Origin of the sequence: Stutzerimonas stutzeri (assembly GCF_024448715.1) — a bacterium.
Classification (GTDB): domain Bacteria; phylum Pseudomonadota; class Gammaproteobacteria; order Pseudomonadales; family Pseudomonadaceae; genus Stutzerimonas; species Stutzerimonas stutzeri_AR.
In genome coordinates, this window is sequence record NZ_JAMOHZ010000001.1 from 751,033 (window position 1) to 768,506 (window position 17,474).

Below are 17,474 nucleotides of genomic sequence, written 5' to 3' on the forward strand. Positions count from 1 at the left end.
ACCCAGCAGTCGGGGTTTAACCGTCCTTCTCGATCTCACAAAGCAGCGGATGCTGGCATTCCCTTGCATATTGATTGACCTGCATCGCTTTGGTTTCAGCGACGTCCCGCGTGTAGACACCACAGACAGCCCGCCCTTCGGTATGAACCGCCAGCATAATCTTGGTGGCAAGCTCCCGATTGTGATTGAAAATTCCTTCGAGCACCTCCACGACGAAATCCATCGGCGTGTAGTCGTCATTAAACATGACAACTTTGAACATGGGTGGTGCCTGCAGTTGCGGCTTGGCTTCTTCGACCGCCAAGCCGGAAGCGTCATCGTCCAGCGGCTCAGGACGATCTTGATTGAATACTAGTCGAATCTCTGGAGATGCACGCATGCGTATAACAGTTCTAGGTCGGGGCGCCGAGGCCTGGTAAGTTGGAAGGGCTTCACAGCCACCTGACGAGTCGCCTTGACTATCGGCAAAACGATGATACAAACAGTATGTGCCACAACGGCAACAGGTTACGCGCGTGGGGCCATGTGCTACATCAGCGCGGAATGAAATGGATGTTACTCCAGTGATGGACTCCTTTGCAGAGGGATAACAGCATGCTAAGCGGTAAGGTCAAGTGGTTCAACAACGCCAAAGGCTATGGATTCATCGTAGCAGACGGCGGCGATGAGGACCTGTTCGCCCACTACTCTGCCATTCAAATGGAAGGGTATAGAACTCTTAAGGCTGGGCAAGCGGTCATGTTCGATATTCTGCAGGGCCCCAAAGGTCTGCATGCAACCAATATTCAGTCGTTGCCAACCACTGCGGAGGCAGTAGCGCCTGTCACGCAGGACTCGGCCGTAGAAGCCTGATCTCAGGCAACGAAAAGGCCGATCAGTGATCGGCCTTTTCGTTATGCCTGTTTACATGTGGGAGATCATGGCGTCACCGAACTCAGAGCAGGACATCAGCTTTGCTCCGTCCATCAGGCGCTCGAAGTCATAGGTCACTGTCTTGGCATCGATTGCGCGTTCGGTTGACTTGATAATCAGGTCAGCAGCCTCGATCCAGCCCATGTGACGTAGCATCATTTCGGCAGAAAGGATCAGCGAGCCCGGGTTGACCTTGTCCTGACCGGCATACTTCGGCGCGGTACCATGGGTCGCTTCGAACATGGCTACGGTGTCGGACAGGTTGGCACCCGGCGCGATGCCGATACCACCAACCTCTGCCGCCAAAGCATCGGAAAGGTAGTCGCCATTGAGGTTGAGTGTAGCGATCACGTCGTACTCGGCCGGACGCAACAGGATTTGCTGCAGCATGGCGTCGGCGATAGCATCCTTGACCACGATGCTCTTGCCGGTAACAGGGTTCTTGAACTGCATCCAAGGCCCACCATCGAGCAATTCGGCGCCGAATTCGTCACGCGCCACCTCGTAGCCCCACTCCTTGAAGGCACCTTCGGTGAACTTCATGATGTTGCCCTTGTGAACCAGAGTCACCGAGCTGCGATCATTGTCCACGGCGTATTGCAGAGCCTTGCGAACCAGACGCTTGGTGCCTTCCAGTGAAACCGGCTTGATGCCGATACCGCAGTTTTCGGTGAAGCGGATCTTCTTGACGCCCATTTCCTCGGTGAGGAATTTAATAACCTTCTCGCACTCAGGAGAGCCAGCCTTCCACTCGACACCGGCGTAAATATCTTCCGAGTTCTCGCGAAAAATGACCATGTCTACGTCGGCGGGCTTCTTTACTGGGCTGGGCACGCCAGTAAACCAGCGAACCGGGCGCTGGCATACATAGAGATCAAGCTCCTGACGCAGCGCGACGTTCAGCGAGCGAATACCACCACCGACAGGAGTGGTCAGCGGGCCTTTAATAGACACCACGTAGTCGCGAACCACTTCCAGGGTTTCCTTCGGCAACCAGGTGTCTTGGTCGTACACCTGAGTCGCCTTCTCGCCAGCGTAGATTTCCATCCAGGCAATCTTGCGCTCGCCGCCGTAGGCTTTTCCAACAGCCGCATCGACCACCTTGATCATCACCGGACTGATATCAACACCAATACCGTCACCTTCTATGTAAGGGATGATCGGATTGTTGGGGACGTTCAGGGTGTTATCGGCATTGACGGTGATTTTGTCACCGCTCGCAGGCACCTGGATCTTTTGGTATCCCATGCTGGACTCCGTTTCTGTGGTTAAACATTAAACAGTGGTCATCTCTCCGAAGAGTACCCCAGTTGAATCGGCCGAAACCATATGTGCGTTCGTCTTATGGTCTGGGCATTCTTAGACAACAGGGCGCGGTGATATACTGCTTAGGTGACTAACGAGTCATGAGGAGCAAAGCCGATCTCTAACGAGAACTTTTCTTCTGAAACCGCCTGACTGCCAACCGCAGCCGGGCGGATCAATGCTCAATTCAAAGTGGTGCAACCAACATCATCGCGGCGAATCCTCGATTTCTGGCTCAACGAACGCGGCCAGAGCGCCTACCTGCGCACTTCGAGATTCTGTGCACGCTCAGCAAGAGAGAGATAACTCTACATGTCCACCCGCTCGAAGATTATCTACACCTTCACCGACGAAGCCCCGGCGCTGGCCACTTATTCGCTTCTGCCAATTGTAGAAGCCTTTGCTGCCTCCGCAGGCATAGCCGTCGAAACACGTGACATCTCTCTTGCAGGACGCATTCTTGCAAGCTTTGCCGACCAACTGAATGCAGACAAGCGGATCGACGACGATCTCGCGAAGCTGGCGGTTCTGGCTACCAAGCCGGAAGCCAACATCATCAAGCTGCCGAACATCAGCGCTTCGGTACCACAGCTGCGCAACGCCATCGCCGAGCTCCAGGCTCAAGGCTACAACGTTCCGGACTTCCCAGAAGATCCAAGCACCGATGCCGAGAAAGAGATCCGTGCGCGTTACAGCAAGGTACTTGGTAGTGCCGTGAATCCGGTACTACGCGAAGGCAACTCCGACCGCCGTGCACCTGCAGCAGTCAAGGCATTCGCACGCAAGCACCCGCATTCCATGGGCAAGTGGAGCATGGCTTCGCAGTCCCACGCCGATTACATGCGCGGCGGCGACTTCTTCTCCAGCGAGCAATCGATCACCATGGCGAAGGCTGGTGACGTACGCCTCGAGTTCGTTGGCAAAGACGGCAAGGTTGAAGTCAAGAAGCAGCTCACGCTCGAAGAGGGCGAAGTTCTGGATAGCATGTTCATGAGCTGCAAGAAACTACGCGAGTTCCTCGAAAAGTCCCTGCAGGACTGCAAGGAAACCGGCGTCATGTGGTCGCTTCACGTCAAAGCAACCATGATGAAAATCTCCCACCCGATCGTCTTCGGCCACGCCGTGAGCGTCTACTACAAGGAAGCGTTCGATAAGTACGCCGACCTTTTCAAGGAACTGGGCGTCAACCCGAACAACGGGCTGAGCAGCGTCCACGACAAGATCAAGAGTCTGCCTGCATCGCAGCAGGAAGAGATACTCGACGATATCCACGCTTGTTACACAGGTCGTCCGGAAATGGCGATGGTGGATTCGGTCAAGGGCATCACCAACCTGCATATCCCTAGCGACGTAATCGTCGACGCTTCGATGCCTGCGATGATTCGCAGCTCCGGCCAGATGTGGGGCAAGGACGGCAAACTGAAAGACACCAAGGCGGTGATGCCGGAAAGCACCTATGCCCGTATCTATCAGGAAATGATCAACTTCTGCAAAACCAATGGTGCGTTCGACCCAACCACCATGGGCACCGTGCCAAACGTTGGTCTGATGGCGCAGAAAGCGGAGGAATATGGCTCTCACGACAAGACCTTCGAGATGACCACCGATGGCACCATGCGCGTTGTGCTGGCCGACGGCACCGTACTTATGCAACACGAAGTGGAGTCTGGTGACATCTGGCGTGCCTGCCAGACCAAGGACGCGCCAATCCGCGACTGGGTCAAGCTGGCAGTCACCCGCGCCCGTCAGTCCAACACGCCAGCGATCTTCTGGCTCGACCCAGAACGCGCCCACGACCGCGAGCTGCAGAAAAAAGTCGAAACCTACCTGCAGGATCACGACCTGACCGGCCTGGACATCCGCATGATGGGCTACAACGAAGCCATCCGCGTAAGCATGGAGCGCCTGGTTCGCGGCCAGGACACGATCTCGGTGACCGGCAACGTCTTGCGTGATTACCTGACCGACCTGTTCCCGATCATGGAGCTTGGCACGTCGGCCAAGATGCTCTCGATCGTCCCGTTGATGGCGGGTGGCGGCATGTACGAAACCGGTGCTGGCGGCTCTGCACCCAAGCACGTGCAACAACTGGTCGAAGAAAACCACCTGCGCTGGGATTCGCTCGGTGAGTTCCTGGCGCTTGCGGTATCGCTTGAAGAAACCGGAATCAAGACGGGCAACGCGAAAGCCAAGGTGCTCGGCAAGACGCTGGACGCAGCGACCGGCAAACTGCTGGACAACAACAAGTCTCCGTCACGCCGCACTGGTGAATTGGACAACCGCGGCAGCCACTTCTACCTGGCCCTGTACTGGGCCCAAGAATTGGTCGCGCAGACTGAGGACCTGGAGCTACAGGCCCATTTCGCACCGCTGGCGAAGCAGCTGAGCGAAAACGAAGCTGCCATTGTCGCCGAGCTTGCCGAAGTACAGGGCAAGCCTGTAGAGATCGGTGGCTACTACCGCTCCAACCCGGAGCTGACAAGCCAGGTCATGCGCCCGAGCGCGACCTTCAACGCTGCGCTCGCTGCAATGGTCTGAGTGCAACCGGTCGTCTGATGGCGACACGGCGACTGAAACCCCGGCCTAGCGCCGGGGTTTTTATTTTTTCAAGCCGGCCTTCATCGTTACTATGGTCGCCACCAATGAACAAAAGATCTGCAATATGACTTGGCATCCGCATATCACTGTCGCCACCATCGTCGAAAACAACGGCCGCTTTCTGCTGGTCGAAGAGCTGAAAGCTGGCCAACTGGTGCTGAACCAACCAGCAGGACACCTCGAACCCAACGAAACCCTACGCCAAGCAGCAGTACGTGAAACGCTCGAAGAGACCGGCTGGGATGTCGAGCTAACCGGCGTGGTCGGCATCTATTTATATGTCGCCCCGAGCAATGGAGTGACTTACCAGCGGATCTGTTTCGCTGCTAATCCTGTTCGCCACCATCCGCAGCGCGAACTCGATAGCGGGATCGTTGCCGCCCCCTGGCTGAGCCGTGACGAATTGCTGGCCCAGCCGGCGCGCTGGCGCAGCGAACTGGTACCGCGCTGCGTCGATGACTATCTCAGCGGCTCGCTTTACGACTTGGGGATAGTGCGCGACTGATCCACGCTCTTAGCCTTGGCGCCACCAGCCTGTTAGAATTTCATCTTTTTGCCAGCCCCTCCCCGAGTTCCTATGCCTGATGCGACCTTCACCAGCCCCGAAAGCCTTCGTGTCATAGTTGGCATGTCTGGGGGCGTCGACTCTTCGGTTTCCGCCCTGCTTTTGCTTGAGCAGGGGTATCAGGTCGAAGGCCTGTTCATGAAGAACTGGGAAGAAGATGACGGCACCGAATACTGCACCGCACGCGAAGATCTGGCGGATGCCCAGGCCGTCTGTGACCGTATCGGTATAAAGCTGCACACTGCCAACTTCGCCGCCGAATACTGGGACAATGTATTCGAGCATTTTCTCGCCGAATATAAGGCTGGGCGGACACCGAACCCGGACATTCTGTGTAACCGCGAAATCAAATTCAAAGCGTTCCTCGATTACGCCCTGACGCTTGGTGCGGACATGATTGCCACCGGACACTACGTGCGTCGCTGTGACATTGACGGGCGCAGTGAGCTGCTCAAGGGGCTTGATCCGAACAAGGACCAAAGCTACTTCCTCCACGCCGTTGGCGGTGAGCAGCTGAGCAAGACACTGTTTCCGGTGGGTGAGCTGGAAAAACCAGCAGTCCGGGCAATTGCCGAGAAGCATGGCCTGGTGACAGCGAAGAAAAAAGATTCGACCGGTATCTGCTTTATTGGCGAACGCCGGTTCAGCGACTTTCTCAAACAGTACCTACCGGCACAGCCCGGCAACATCGAGACGGTAGATGGGGAAGTCATCGGCCGTCATCACGGCCTCATGTACCACACTATCGGCCAGCGTCAGGGACTTGGCATCGGCGGCCTGAAAGACGCAGGTGACGAGCCGTGGTACGTACTGAACAAAGATCTTGAGCGCAACGTATTGGTTGTTGGCCAAGGCAATGATCACCCGTGGCTGTTCTCCCGCGCTCTGCTCGCCTCTGAGATCTATTGGGTCAACCCTGCCGAGCTTTCCGTACCGCTGCAGCTCACGGCTAAGGTACGTTACCGCCAAGGCGATCAAACCTGCACACTGGAACAGACCGCCAACGGCTATCGGGTCGTATTCGACGAGCCTCAACGCGCCGTGACGCCGGGGCAATCCGTGGTGTTCTATGACGGTCAGATATGCCTGGGCGGTGGCGTGATCGAAACTGCCGAACCCTGGTTCGCCGGAGCCCGCCCATGACACCATTACAGGAACAGCTGGTGGCGCTCGGTGCGGTATTCGAGGCTGCAACGCTGGTCGACCGAATCGCTAGAACCGGACAGGTATCCAATACAGCACTCGGCTGCATGCTGGGTAGTCTGCTGGTCCGTGAGGAAAAGCCCGCGCTGGAAGTCTATGGCGGGGACGACTTGAACCTGCGCGACGGCTATCGAGCCCTCGTCGGCGCACTGGAGCGCGACACCAGCAGTCTGCAACGCGAGCCGCTGCGCTATGCACTGGCGATGATTGGGTTGGAACGTCAGCTCGACAAGCGTAGCGATCTGTTGCAGGTCATTGGAAACCGCCTGAATCAGATACAGCAGCAGGTCGACCACTTTGACCTAACCCACGAGAACGTCATTGCTTCCTTTGGGGGGTTGTACCAGGACACCCTGAGTACCTTTCGTCAGCGCATCCAGGTGCAGGGCGACATGCGCCACCTTCAACAGAGCGACAACGCTGCGAAGATCCGCGCACTTCTCTTGGCGGGGATTCGTTCCGCGAGGCTCTGGCGCCAGCTTGGCGGCCACCGTTGGCAGATGGTTTTCAGCCGCCGCAAACTGCTTGACGCGCTTTATCCGCTACTGCGGACGGAATAAGCCTAGACGACCCGATGCAGTAACCGTTCTAGCCGCGTCGCAGCCATCGAACCGCTTTCATGTATAATCTGCGCCCTCTTTTCGTTGCTCGACTGTCCGAGAATGCCCTCTATGCAGCTTTCCTCGCTCACCGCGGTTTCCCCCGTCGATGGCCGCTACGCCGGCAAAACCAGCGCACTGCGCCCTATATTCAGCGAGTTCGGCCTGATTCGCTGCCGCGTTCAGGTTGAAGTTCGCTGGCTGCAACGCCTGGCCGCCCATAGTGGCATTCCGGAAGTTACACCGTTTTCCGCGCAAGCCAATGCACTGCTCGACCAGCTAGCCGAGAACTTTCAGCTTGAGCATGCCGAACGCGTAAAGGAATTCGAGCGCACCACCAACCACGACGTCAAAGCCGTGGAATATCTGCTCAAAGAGCAAGCCAAGCAGCTACCCGAGCTCGCTAAGGTCAACGAATTCATCCATTTCGCCTGCACGAGCGAAGACATCAACAATCTGTCCCATGCCTTGATGTTGCGTGAAGGTCGTGACGATGTACTGCTACCACTGATGCGCCAGCTGGCCAACGCCATCCGTGCGCTAGCGATCGAGCACGCCGACGTTCCCATGCTGTCCCGCACCCATGGCCAACCCGCCTCGCCAACCACCCTGGGCAAGGAGCTGGCCAACGTGGTCTATCGCCTCGAGCGGCAGATCGCACAGGTGGCGGCCGTCCCGCTGCTTGGCAAGATCAACGGCGCGGTTGGCAACTACAACGCGCACCTGTCCGCATATCCCGATATCGATTGGGAGGCCAATGCGCGTGAATTCATCGAAGGCGACCTTGGCCTGACATGGAACCCCTACACCACCCAGATTGAGCCGCATGACTACATTGCCGAGCTGTTCGATGCCGTGGCGCGCTTCAATACCATTCTGATCGACTTCGATCGCGACATCTGGGGCTACATTTCGCTGGGCTATTTCAAGCAGCGCACCGTAGCTGGCGAAATCGGTTCTTCAACGATGCCGCACAAAGTCAACCCGATCGATTTTGAGAACTCCGAGGGCAACCTGGGTATCGCCAACGCACTGCTGCAACATCTGGCAAGCAAGTTGCCAGTCTCCCGCTGGCAGCGTGATCTGACCGACTCCACGGTATTACGCAATCTGGGCGTCGGTTTTGCTCACAGCGTCATCGCCTACGAGGCGAGCCTCAAGGGTATTGGCAAGCTAGAACTCAACGAAGCGCGAATCGCCGAAGATCTCGATAATTGCTGGGAAGTGCTGGCTGAGCCGATCCAGACGGTTATGCGCCGCTACGCCATTGAGAACCCATACGAAAAACTCAAGGAGTTGACTCGAGGCAAAGGCATCAGCCCTGAGGCCCTGCAGACTTTCATCGATGGCCTGGATATGCCGACCGAAGCCAAGGAGGCGCTGCGCAGACTCACCCCGGCTGCCTATATTGGCAACGCAGCCGCCCAGGCCAAGCGGGTCTAAGCGAACCCTTCTTTTTGCACGCCCGGCTGTGCCGGGCGTTTTTATTTGTAGCTCTGTAGCAGAGCAAGGTACCTTGCATGACTTCCGATATTCCTTTGCAAATCCTAGGCGGCATCAGTGCGCGCGAATTCCTGCGTGATTACTGGCAGAAGAAGCCCCTCCTCATCCGCCAGGCGATTCCCTCCTTCGAAAGCCCTGTTTCGCCCGACGAGCTGGCCGGCCTGTCGCTGGAAGAGGAAGTCGAGTCCCGCCTGGTGGTGGAGCACGGAGATAGTCCCTGGGAGCTTCGTCGAGGACCGTTCAGTGAAGACACCTATCAGAATCTGCCGGAGCGGGACTGGACACTCCTCGTGCAGGCAGTCGACCAACTGGTGCCGGAAGTCGCCGAACTCATCGAACATTTCCGTTTCCTGCCTAACTGGCGCATCGACGACGTAATGGTCAGCTTTGCTGCTCCGGGTGGCGGCGTCGGTCCGCACTTCGACAACTACGACGTCTTTCTCCTTCAAGCCCACGGTCAGCGCCGTTGGCGGGTGGGCCAGACGTGTAATGGCGACACCCCGATGCTGCAACATGCGGACCTGCGCATCCTTGCGGATTTCCAAGGCACCGATGAATGGATTCTGGAGCCCGGCGACATGCTGTATCTGCCGCCGCGACTGGCGCATTGCGGCACCGCTGAAGATGCCTGCATGACCTATTCGCTCGGCTTCAGAGCCCCAAGTGCGGCTGAAGTGCTGACTCACTTCACCGACTTCCTCGCACAGTTTCTGCCCGATGAAGAACGTTACAGCGACGCTGACCTAGTCCCCGCCGAAGACCCACACCAGATCCAGAGCGATGCACTTGGTCGCTTGCGGGCAATGCTCACCGAACACATGGGCGACGAGCGTCTACTGCTCACCTGGTTTGGCCAGTTCATGACCGAGCCTCGCTACCCTGAGCGTGTGCAAGGCCCGGATATCGAAGAGCAAGAGCTGCTCACTGCGCTGGGCAACGGTGCAATCCTGATTCGTAATCTCAGCGCGCGGTTGGCTTGGAGCGAAGTCGACATCGGCCTGCTGCTATTTGCCAGCGGCCAGAGCCGTTTGCTTCCTTCCCACTTGAAAGACTTGCTGAAACTTATTTGCTCGGCTGATGCGATACATGCGGAAAACCTCGCACCGTGGCTGAACGACGAGGATGGGCGTAATCTGGTGTGGCAATTGGTCAAACAGGGAAGTCTGGAGTTTGCTGATGAGTGATATAGAAGTTCGCATCGCCGACTGGCAGCAGGACAACGCGGATCTGCGGCGGATTCGCGAGACTGTATTCATCGCCGAACAATCGGTTCCGCCCGAGCTCGAATGGGACGCCGACGATGCGGAGGCCGTGCATTTCCTGGCACTTGAAAGCGGCTACCCCATCGGTACCGCACGGTTACTGACCGACGGCCATATCGGTCGCGTTTCGGTACTTCGCGACTGGCGCGGAATGCATGTTGGAGGTGCCTTGATGAAAGCCGCTATTACCGAAGCCGAGCGTCGCGGCCTCAGCGAACAGCGGCTCACCGCGCAGGTCCATGCTACAGCATTCTACGAGCGGCTCGGCTTTGAAGTAGTGAGCGACGAGTTTCTGGAAGCTGGCCTGCCACACGTCGACATGCTTCGAAAAAGCGGCTAAACCAGCCATGAGCATAGACGACTCAGATCGCCCGACGGCCGCAACCGACTTGGCCGCTATCGACTTTCGATCGCCGGGTCGTTTTCCCGTCGGCAACCCACAGCGCCAGCAGAGCCGAACGGATGAATGGCAACCCGCTCCTTTTATTGTGGGAGTTACGCCAACAACTCAACCATTCGACTCGCCCGACGCAGCGCGCCAGCATGCACTGGCTTTACTCGTGCAGGCGCGACGCAGTTTGAGCTTGTATAGCCCGGACCTAGAATCCTGGCTTTACAACCACAACAGTATTCAGCAGGCATGCACGCGCTTTCTTCTGGCGCACCCACGCAATCGCCTGCGCATTCTACTCGGTGATTCATCACGGGCAGTCAAACAGGGCCATCGGCTGCTAACCCTGGCGCGCCGATTGACCAGCAATATGCAGATCCGCAAACTCCATCCCGATTATCCGGCACAAGCGTGCGCCTTTCTGGTGGCCGATGATTGCGGCGTGCTGGTTCGTCCTGAGCCAGCTCAGTTCACCGGCCATGCGTTCTACCAGGACCCTGGTCGAGCACGTCAACGCCAGCGTCAATTCGATACCGCTTGGGACCACAGCCTGCCCGACCCGGACTTGCGGAGCTTTTTGCTATGACTTGCCGTACTCTCGCCGCTCTCTCGTTGCTGATCAGCATGTCGATCCACGCGGCAACCGAGGTAATCCCTTTGCACTTCCGCATGGCTGAAGATGTGCTACCGATTGCGCAGTCTGTAGTTGGCGACCAGGGCAAGGTGAACGCGTACGGCAATCAATTAATTGTCAACGCTCCCGTCGCAGTCATAAGCGAATTGCGGGAGGTACTGTCCCAACTGGACAACGAGCCCAGACGATTGCTTATCAGCGTAGATACCCAGAATTCGGCAATCGGCAATGATGGCGGTTACCGCGTCGATGGGTCGACCGAGATCGGCGGCGTCGAAGCCCGAACGGGGCGCGGCGAGAAGGAGGGCCGCGATCAAGTTCGCATCATTCGCCGCAGCACAACCAGTCAAGGCAGCGGCGTGCAGCAGGTCCAGGCAACCGAGGGCTACCCTGCCCTCATTCAGGTAGGTCAAAGCGTGCCGATCACCACAAGCGGCGCTGATGGTTACGGCCAAATTTATCAGCAGACGCAATACCGCAACGTCACGCGCGGCTTTTATGCCACGGCGACTGTTCATGGTGACCGGGTGCAGGTCACCATCAGCAGCCATCAGGACCGAATGAGCTCTACCCAGCCAGGCGCGATAGATATCCAGGAAACCGATACCCGCGTAAGCGGACGACTCGGCGAGTGGATTTCACTTGGTGGTGTTGATGAAAGCGCCAGTTCCAATCAGAGCGGGACGCTTCGGCGCTATTCCACACAAGGCCGGCAAGACCTCTCGCTACGATTGAAAGTAGACACGCTCGATTAAGAAAGTTCAGCCATTCCGAAGCTTGCGTAAAAAAATGTAGTGCCTGAAAAAACTCACTACAAAACATTTGACGAACCTTTTTTGGCAGCGCATGATGGCCCCGCTCCCGCTAACCAGGGGCCCTGGCAAGGGTCTCCGGATCGCGCTCAGCCAACCAGCAGAGGCGTTCCGTGACTGTACTGCCCACAAGGCGGACTGACGAGGTTGCGACTGGAACGAGTCGTCCTGAGGGACGGGGAAGCGATTAACGCACCAGTTCAAAGATGTCAGCTCTGCTGAGTCGCCCGACGGTCCCATGCCGTTGCGTGTCGGAATGCCACGACCATTCCACAGCTAGCCGAATCTCTGGCGGTCGTGACTGCAAACCCTCCTCTCCTTGGTTCAATCCTCGTCCCGGTCGGTATTTCGACGCTCTGCCGCGTTGCCCGCATGATCAGCGTAAGCACGTAGGTTTCGGTGGGAAAGTCGGTGCTCAACCAAACACGAATTTCTTTGAAAGGATTGAACATGTCCGCTTATCAAAACGACATCAAGGCCGTTGCCGCTCTGAAAGAAGTAGCTGGAAGCAGCTGGAGCGCTATAAACCCTGAATCCGTTGCTCGCATGCGCGCTCAGAACCGCTTCAAGACCGGTCTGGAAATTGCCCAGTACACCGCCGACATCATGCGCAAGGACATGGCTGAGTACGACGCTGACTCGTCGGTTTACACTCAGTCCCTGGGTTGCTGGCACGGCTTCATTGGTCAGCAGAAGTTGATCTCCATCAAGAAGCACCTGAAGACCACCAACAAGCGCTACCTCTACCTGTCGGGCTGGATGGTCGCGGCCCTGCGCTCCGAGTTCGGCCCGCTGCCGGACCAGTCGATGCATGAAAAAACCGCCGTTTCCGATCTGATCGAAGAGCTGTACACCTTCCTGCGGCAGGCTGACTCGCGTGAGCTGGACCTGCTCTTCACCGCTTTGGATACTGCTCGCGAAGCCGGCGATACTGCCAAGGCGACCGAAATTCAGAACCAGATCGACAATCACGAAACTCACATCGTACCCATCATCGCCGACATTGACGCCGGCTTTGGTAACCCGGAGGCCACTTATCTGCTGGCCAAGCGCATGATCGAAGCAGGCGCTTGCTGCATCCAGATCGAAAACCAGGTTTCCGATGAAAAGCAGTGCGGCCACCAGGACGGCAAAGTAACCGTTCCTCACGCCGATTTCCTGGCCAAAATCGCCGCCGTCCGCTACGCCTTCCTCGAGCTGGGCATCGACAACGGTGTAATCGTTGCACGTACCGACTCCCTGGGTGCCGGCTTGACCAAGCAAATTGCCGTAACCAAGGAGCCGGGCGACCTGGGCGACCTGTACAACTCGTTCCTCGACTGCGAAGAAATCACCGCAGCCGAGCTGGGCAACGGCGACGTTGTGATCAAGCGCGAAGGCAAGCTGTTGCGTCCCAAGCGCCTGCCATCCAACCTTTTCCAGTTCCGCAAGGGCACTGGCGAAGCACGCTGCGTACTAGACTGCATCACGTCGCTGCAGAACGGCGCCGACCTGCTATGGATCGAAACCGAGAAACCACACGTTGGCCAGATTGCGGCCATGGTCGAAGAAATCCGCAAGACCATCCCGAACGCCAAGCTCGTCTACAACAATAGTCCGTCGTTCAACTGGACCCTAAACTTCCGCCAGCAGGTGTTCGATGCATTTGTCGCTGAAGGTAAGGACGTTTCCGCCTACGACCGCGCCAAGCTGATGAGCGCCGAGTACGACGAGACAGAACTGGCCCAGGTTGCTGACGAGAAGATCCGTACCTTCCAGAAGGACGGCTCAGCCAACGCCGGCATCTTCCACCACTTGATCACCCTACCGACTTACCACACTGCGGCTTTGTCGACCGACAACTTGGCCAAAGGGTATTTCGCCGATCAGGGCATGCTGGCCTACGTCAAAGGCGTACAGCGCCAAGAACTGCGTCAGGGTATTGCCTGCGTCAGACACCAGAACATGGCTGGGTCCGATATTGGCGACAACCACAAGGAGTATTTCGCTGGCGAGGCTGCTCTGAAAGCTAGCGGTAAAGACAACACCATGAATCAGTTCCACTAAAGAGCGATTTCCAGTGGGCTCCGGCCCGACCTGGTGGTGTAACGAGCCCCGCATTTGGCGGGGCTTTTTATTGAGAGTTTCCGATCAGGCGAACTGCTCGTCGCCAGCGACTAAACTGTACCTTCTGAAGCTGCCTCTTACTGCTGATTATCACAACATCATCTGGCAATAACGATGAGTTGCAGAGCAACCAATCTGCTATCTCATATGAGGTCATCAACACAGGAAGGCGAAGGTCAGATATTGTCGGCGCGACCAAAATGGATCATCCAGTGGGTGTCGTATATCCCGATAGGGATAACCGCAGCACCGAATTTCCGCACGCTGCTCGTCAATATCTAAAACCAGGCGAAACTCTACCTCAACCGACACGGTATGACCCGGCCACCGACCATGCTCCTCGACGGTGACCGCGGAGGATTCATCCACCCACTAGCAGATGCTTCCGGCATAACCGGTCGCATCTAAATCGGCGATTTCCCCTCAGGCGTAGTGAACAATCCCCATGCGGAGATAAATAGCGCCGCTATGAGTGGCCCGATCACAAAGCCATTCAGGCCGAACAGAGCCAGCCCACCTAACGTCGATATCAACACCAAATAGTCCGGCATTTTGGTGTCCTTGCCCACAAGGATCGGCCTAAGAATGTTGTCGACAAGGCCAATCACCAAGATGCCATAAAGCGTAAGGACAACGCCTTGGACGATCATCCCCTTCATCAGGAAATAAATTGCTACTGGCGTCCATATCAGCCCTGCACCAATCGCCGGGAGCAATGACAAAAATGCCATGAGTACGCCCCAGAGTAGCGCACCGGGAATACTGAGAACGGCAAAGATCACACCACCGAGAAAACCCTGCGTAGCAGCAACCACAACGTTACCTTTTACCGTAGCCCTGACCACGCGAGTGAATTTGCTGAAAAGTCTTCGCTTTTGATTATCGCTTAGCGGTAGCGCGCGCCTGATTCGTGCAACCAGATCTCGTCCATCGCGAATAAGAAAGAACAGCAAGTAAAGCATCACAAAGAAGCTAACCAAGAACTGAAATGTTCCCTGACCGAAGCTGAATGCCTTGGTGGCAAGAAACTGACTACCTTCCAGCGCCCCACTAGCAAGTCGATTACGTATCTGGTCTATGTCGCCAAAACCGAAGCGCTGCAGCTGTAGCTGAATCGAGGCGGGCAATAGCTCCTTTGCGCTTCCGACGAAGCTGTCTATATCGAGCTCCCCGCTTTCGATCTGCCTATATAGAGAACTGCCTTCTTGGACTAAAAGGCCGGTGATCAGAATAACGGGAAGTACCGCTACCATCAGGCAGACCAACAACGTGATTAGTGCAGTCAGATTGCGTCTGCTGCCAAGACGACCATGCAGGCGACGCTGTAGCGGAGCAAAAATGATTGCAAGAATTACGGCCCAAAACACAGCCCCGTAGAATGGAAAGAGTATCCAGCCAAAGGCGATGGTTACTACGAGCAACAGGGCAAGGAATACTTTTTGCTCAAGCGTTGAATTCACAATTGGCTTCCTATTGCTGCAACGGTATCTGTTAGTCAGCAATTGGCGAAAGGAGTGCTAAATTCCAATCGATTGAAGCCTTTGTCAGTTGATGCGCCGCCCCTTCGACGACGCACTGAACAAACTTGTAATGGCAAATCAGAGCGTCATCGCAGCCAACCAGCCAAACCCGAGCAGCGGCAAGTTGTAATGCAAGAACGTCGGTACGACGGTATCCCAGATGTGATTGTGCTGGCCGTCCGCATTCAGGCCAGCCGTGGGCCCTAGCGTCGAGTCGGACGCTGGCGAGCCGGCATCTCCGAGCGCCCCCGCAGTACCCACTAGACTCACGATAGCCAAGGGGCCGAAACCGAGTTCCAGTCCAAGTGGGACAAAGATCGCGGCAATAATCGGAACCGTGGAGAACGAGGAGCCAATTCCCATAGTAACTAGCAGACCAACCAGCAACATCACCAGGGCACCAATAGCCTTGCTATTTCCGATCCACTGTGCAGACGCATCGACAAGCGTATTCACTTGCCCGGTCTCACGCATGACTTCTGCAAACCCAGCGGCGGCGATCATGATGAAACCAATCATGGCCATCATTTTCATGCCTTCGGTAAACAGATCATCAGCCTCTCGCCAGCGCACCACGCCAGAGACGGAAAAAATAACGAAACCTATCAGCGCACCAATAATCATCGAATCCAGCCACAGCTGCATTACAAAGGCCACAGTAACTGCCAGACCTGCTACCAGCAACGTCAGGGGGCTGTAATTGACGCTGGCCGCTTTCGATTGGTCGACCTTGACGAGATCATATACGCGTGGTTTACGGTAACTGAACATAGCTATTACCAGCCCGGTAAACATACCAAGCGCAGGTATCAACATCGCCTTGCTTACGTTTATCCCACTAACATCGGCTCCACTCTTGGCGACGTTAGTGAGAAGGATTTCGTTCAGAAAGATGCTACCGAAGCCCACCGGCAAGAACATATAAGGAGTAACCAGTCCGAATGCTAGTATGCAGGCGATCAAGCGCCGATCAATATTTAACTTACTCACTACATAGAGCAGCGGTGGAACCAGGAGCGGAATAAAAGCGATATGGATTGGAAGAATGTTCTGCGACGATACTGCGACAACGAGCAGCAAACCGATCATCATCCATTTGACCGAGCCACCCGGCTGCGATTCGTGTTTACCTACTATTGCTAGGGCACGATCAGCCAGCGCATGGGCCAGGCCACTCTTACCAATAGCCACCGCAAAGGCACCAAGCAAAGCATAGGACAACGCAACCGTGGCGCCGCCCCCTAATCCTTTATTGAAGGCCGCGAGGCTGCCCTCCAATCCTAACCCCCCCAATACTCCCCCAACGATGGCCCCGGCAATCAGCGCCGCGACTACATGGACCCTGCACAGGCTAAGAATCAGCATAATGCCGACTGCCGCCACTACTGCATTCATTTCAATTCCTCGAAAACGGCGTAGGCTGATAAAAAGCCGAGTATTTTGCCGCAAGACTGTAGGGCTTTCAAAGAGCCACGAGCATAGCCGAACCCATTAAATTTCTAACGGAGCAGCTCGATTCGCTCCATATCTATTCCCCGCCACACCCGTCCATAGAACTTGTAAAATTGGCGTTTCTGGCGACAACACCTATCGGATGGATCAATGGAAATATTCAAAGAGTTTACGTTCGAGTCCGCACACCGTTTGCCGCACGTACCCGACGGGCATAAATGTGGACGACTTCATGGGCACTCTTTTCGGGTGGCTCTTTATATCGAGGGCGAGGTGGATGCGCATACCGGTTGGATTCGCGACTTTGGAGAGATCAAGCAAATTTTCAAGCCAATCTACGAACGACTCGATCATAACTACCTGAACGATCTGCCAGGCTTGGAAAATCCCACCAGCGAGAATATAGCGAAATGGATCTGGCAGGAGCTTAAACCTCTACTCCCTGAGTTGTCCCGGATTCGCATCCACGAAACCTGTACTAGTGGTTGCGAGTATCACGGCGTGTAACTGCATCCTTCCGTGCTGGGCTTCGCAGTCAGCAAACCGAGACCAAGTTGTAAAGCCCGCTTCGTGCCGATTCAAGCGCCATCAATCGGCAGGAAGTAAGTCGAT

At 56.2% G+C, this 17,474-nt stretch carries 16 protein-coding genes; 12 read left to right on the forward strand and 4 right to left on the reverse strand.

The features are described from left to right. Positions 1–16 precede the first annotated feature (16 nt). Positions 17–379, reverse strand: a complete 363-nt coding sequence (clpS, locus tag NAV33_RS03415) for an ATP-dependent Clp protease adapter ClpS (protein WP_255976930.1) — start codon at positions 377–379, stop codon at positions 17–19. Positions 380–594: 215 nt separating this feature from the next. Between clpS and cspD the strand changes: the two genes are divergently transcribed. Then, positions 595–852, forward strand: a complete 258-nt coding sequence (gene cspD / locus NAV33_RS03420; RefSeq protein ID WP_272887193.1) for a cold shock domain-containing protein CspD — start codon at positions 595–597, stop codon at positions 850–852. A gap of 51 nt (positions 853–903) precedes the next feature. Here cspD and icd read toward each other — a convergent pair whose 3' ends face one another. Beyond that, positions 904–2,160, reverse strand: a complete 1,257-nt coding sequence (gene icd, locus NAV33_RS03425) for an NADP-dependent isocitrate dehydrogenase (protein ID WP_255976933.1) — start codon at positions 2,158–2,160, stop codon at positions 904–906. 369 nt (positions 2,161–2,529) lie between these two features. Between icd and NAV33_RS03430 the strand changes: the two genes are divergently transcribed. The 10 genes from NAV33_RS03430 (at position 2,530) to NAV33_RS03475 (ending at position 13,830) form a co-directional block, all read left to right on the forward strand. Further along, positions 2,530–4,755, forward strand: a complete 2,226-nt coding sequence (locus NAV33_RS03430; RefSeq protein ID WP_255976935.1) for an NADP-dependent isocitrate dehydrogenase — start codon at positions 2,530–2,532, stop codon at positions 4,753–4,755. Positions 4,756–4,879: 124 nt separating this feature from the next. Further along, a complete protein-coding gene (locus NAV33_RS03435; RefSeq protein WP_255976937.1) occupies positions 4,880–5,320 on the forward strand; it encodes an NUDIX hydrolase in 441 nt (146 codons plus the stop codon). 72 nt (positions 5,321–5,392) lie between these two features. Next, entirely contained in the window at positions 5,393–6,523 is a 1,131-nt protein-coding gene (mnmA, locus tag NAV33_RS03440) for a tRNA 2-thiouridine(34) synthase MnmA (RefSeq protein WP_255976939.1), read from the forward strand. Next, on the forward strand, positions 6,520–7,143 hold the full coding sequence (gene hflD, locus NAV33_RS03445) for a high frequency lysogenization protein HflD (protein WP_255976941.1): 624 nt from the start codon (positions 6,520–6,522) through the stop codon (positions 7,141–7,143). The genes mnmA and hflD overlap by 4 nt, the downstream gene beginning before the upstream one ends. Positions 7,144–7,254: 111 nt before the next feature. Then, positions 7,255–8,625: an adenylosuccinate lyase gene (gene purB / locus NAV33_RS03450; protein WP_255976943.1), complete on the forward strand. Its 1,371-nt coding sequence runs from the start codon at positions 7,255–7,257 to the stop codon at positions 8,623–8,625. Between the two features lie 77 nt (positions 8,626–8,702). Beyond that, positions 8,703–9,869, forward strand: a complete 1,167-nt coding sequence (locus tag NAV33_RS03455) for a cupin domain-containing protein (protein ID WP_255976945.1) — start codon at positions 8,703–8,705, stop codon at positions 9,867–9,869. Continuing rightward, positions 9,862–10,287 (forward strand): GNAT family N-acetyltransferase, encoded by a 426-nt coding sequence (locus NAV33_RS03460; RefSeq protein ID WP_255976947.1) that lies wholly within the window; start codon positions 9,862–9,864, stop codon positions 10,285–10,287. Before NAV33_RS03455 ends, NAV33_RS03460 begins: the two co-directional genes overlap by 8 nt. Positions 10,288–10,294: 7 nt before the next feature. Continuing rightward, positions 10,295–10,924 (forward strand): histone acetyltransferase HPA2, encoded by a 630-nt coding sequence (locus NAV33_RS03465; RefSeq protein WP_255976949.1) that lies wholly within the window; start codon positions 10,295–10,297, stop codon positions 10,922–10,924. After that, the gene (locus tag NAV33_RS03470) at positions 10,921–11,727 is read left to right on the forward strand and encodes a secretin N-terminal domain-containing protein (protein ID WP_255976951.1); all 807 of its coding nucleotides are present in this window, start codon (positions 10,921–10,923) and stop codon (positions 11,725–11,727) included. Before NAV33_RS03465 ends, NAV33_RS03470 begins: the two co-directional genes overlap by 4 nt. A 507-nt stretch (positions 11,728–12,234) precedes the next feature. After that, positions 12,235–13,830, forward strand: coding sequence for an isocitrate lyase (locus NAV33_RS03475; RefSeq protein ID WP_255976953.1), 1,596 nt, complete (start codon positions 12,235–12,237; stop codon positions 13,828–13,830). Positions 13,831–14,294: 464 nt separating this feature from the next. On the opposite strand, the gene NAV33_RS03480 is transcribed toward NAV33_RS03475, so the two are convergent. After that, the gene (locus NAV33_RS03480) at positions 14,295–15,353 is read right to left on the reverse strand and encodes an AI-2E family transporter (RefSeq protein WP_255977014.1); all 1,059 of its coding nucleotides are present in this window, start codon (positions 15,351–15,353) and stop codon (positions 14,295–14,297) included. Between the two features lie 135 nt (positions 15,354–15,488). Further along, complete coding sequence (locus NAV33_RS03485) at positions 15,489–16,805, reverse strand: Na+/H+ antiporter family protein (RefSeq protein WP_255976955.1); 1,317 nt, start codon at positions 16,803–16,805, stop codon at positions 15,489–15,491. A 207-nt stretch (positions 16,806–17,012) separates the two neighbouring features. Here NAV33_RS03485 and queD point away from each other — a divergent pair, with 207 nt between their 5' ends. Then, positions 17,013–17,369, forward strand: a complete 357-nt coding sequence (queD, locus tag NAV33_RS03490) for a 6-carboxytetrahydropterin synthase QueD (protein ID WP_255976957.1) — start codon at positions 17,013–17,015, stop codon at positions 17,367–17,369. The last annotated feature ends 105 nt before the right edge of the window (positions 17,370–17,474 follow it).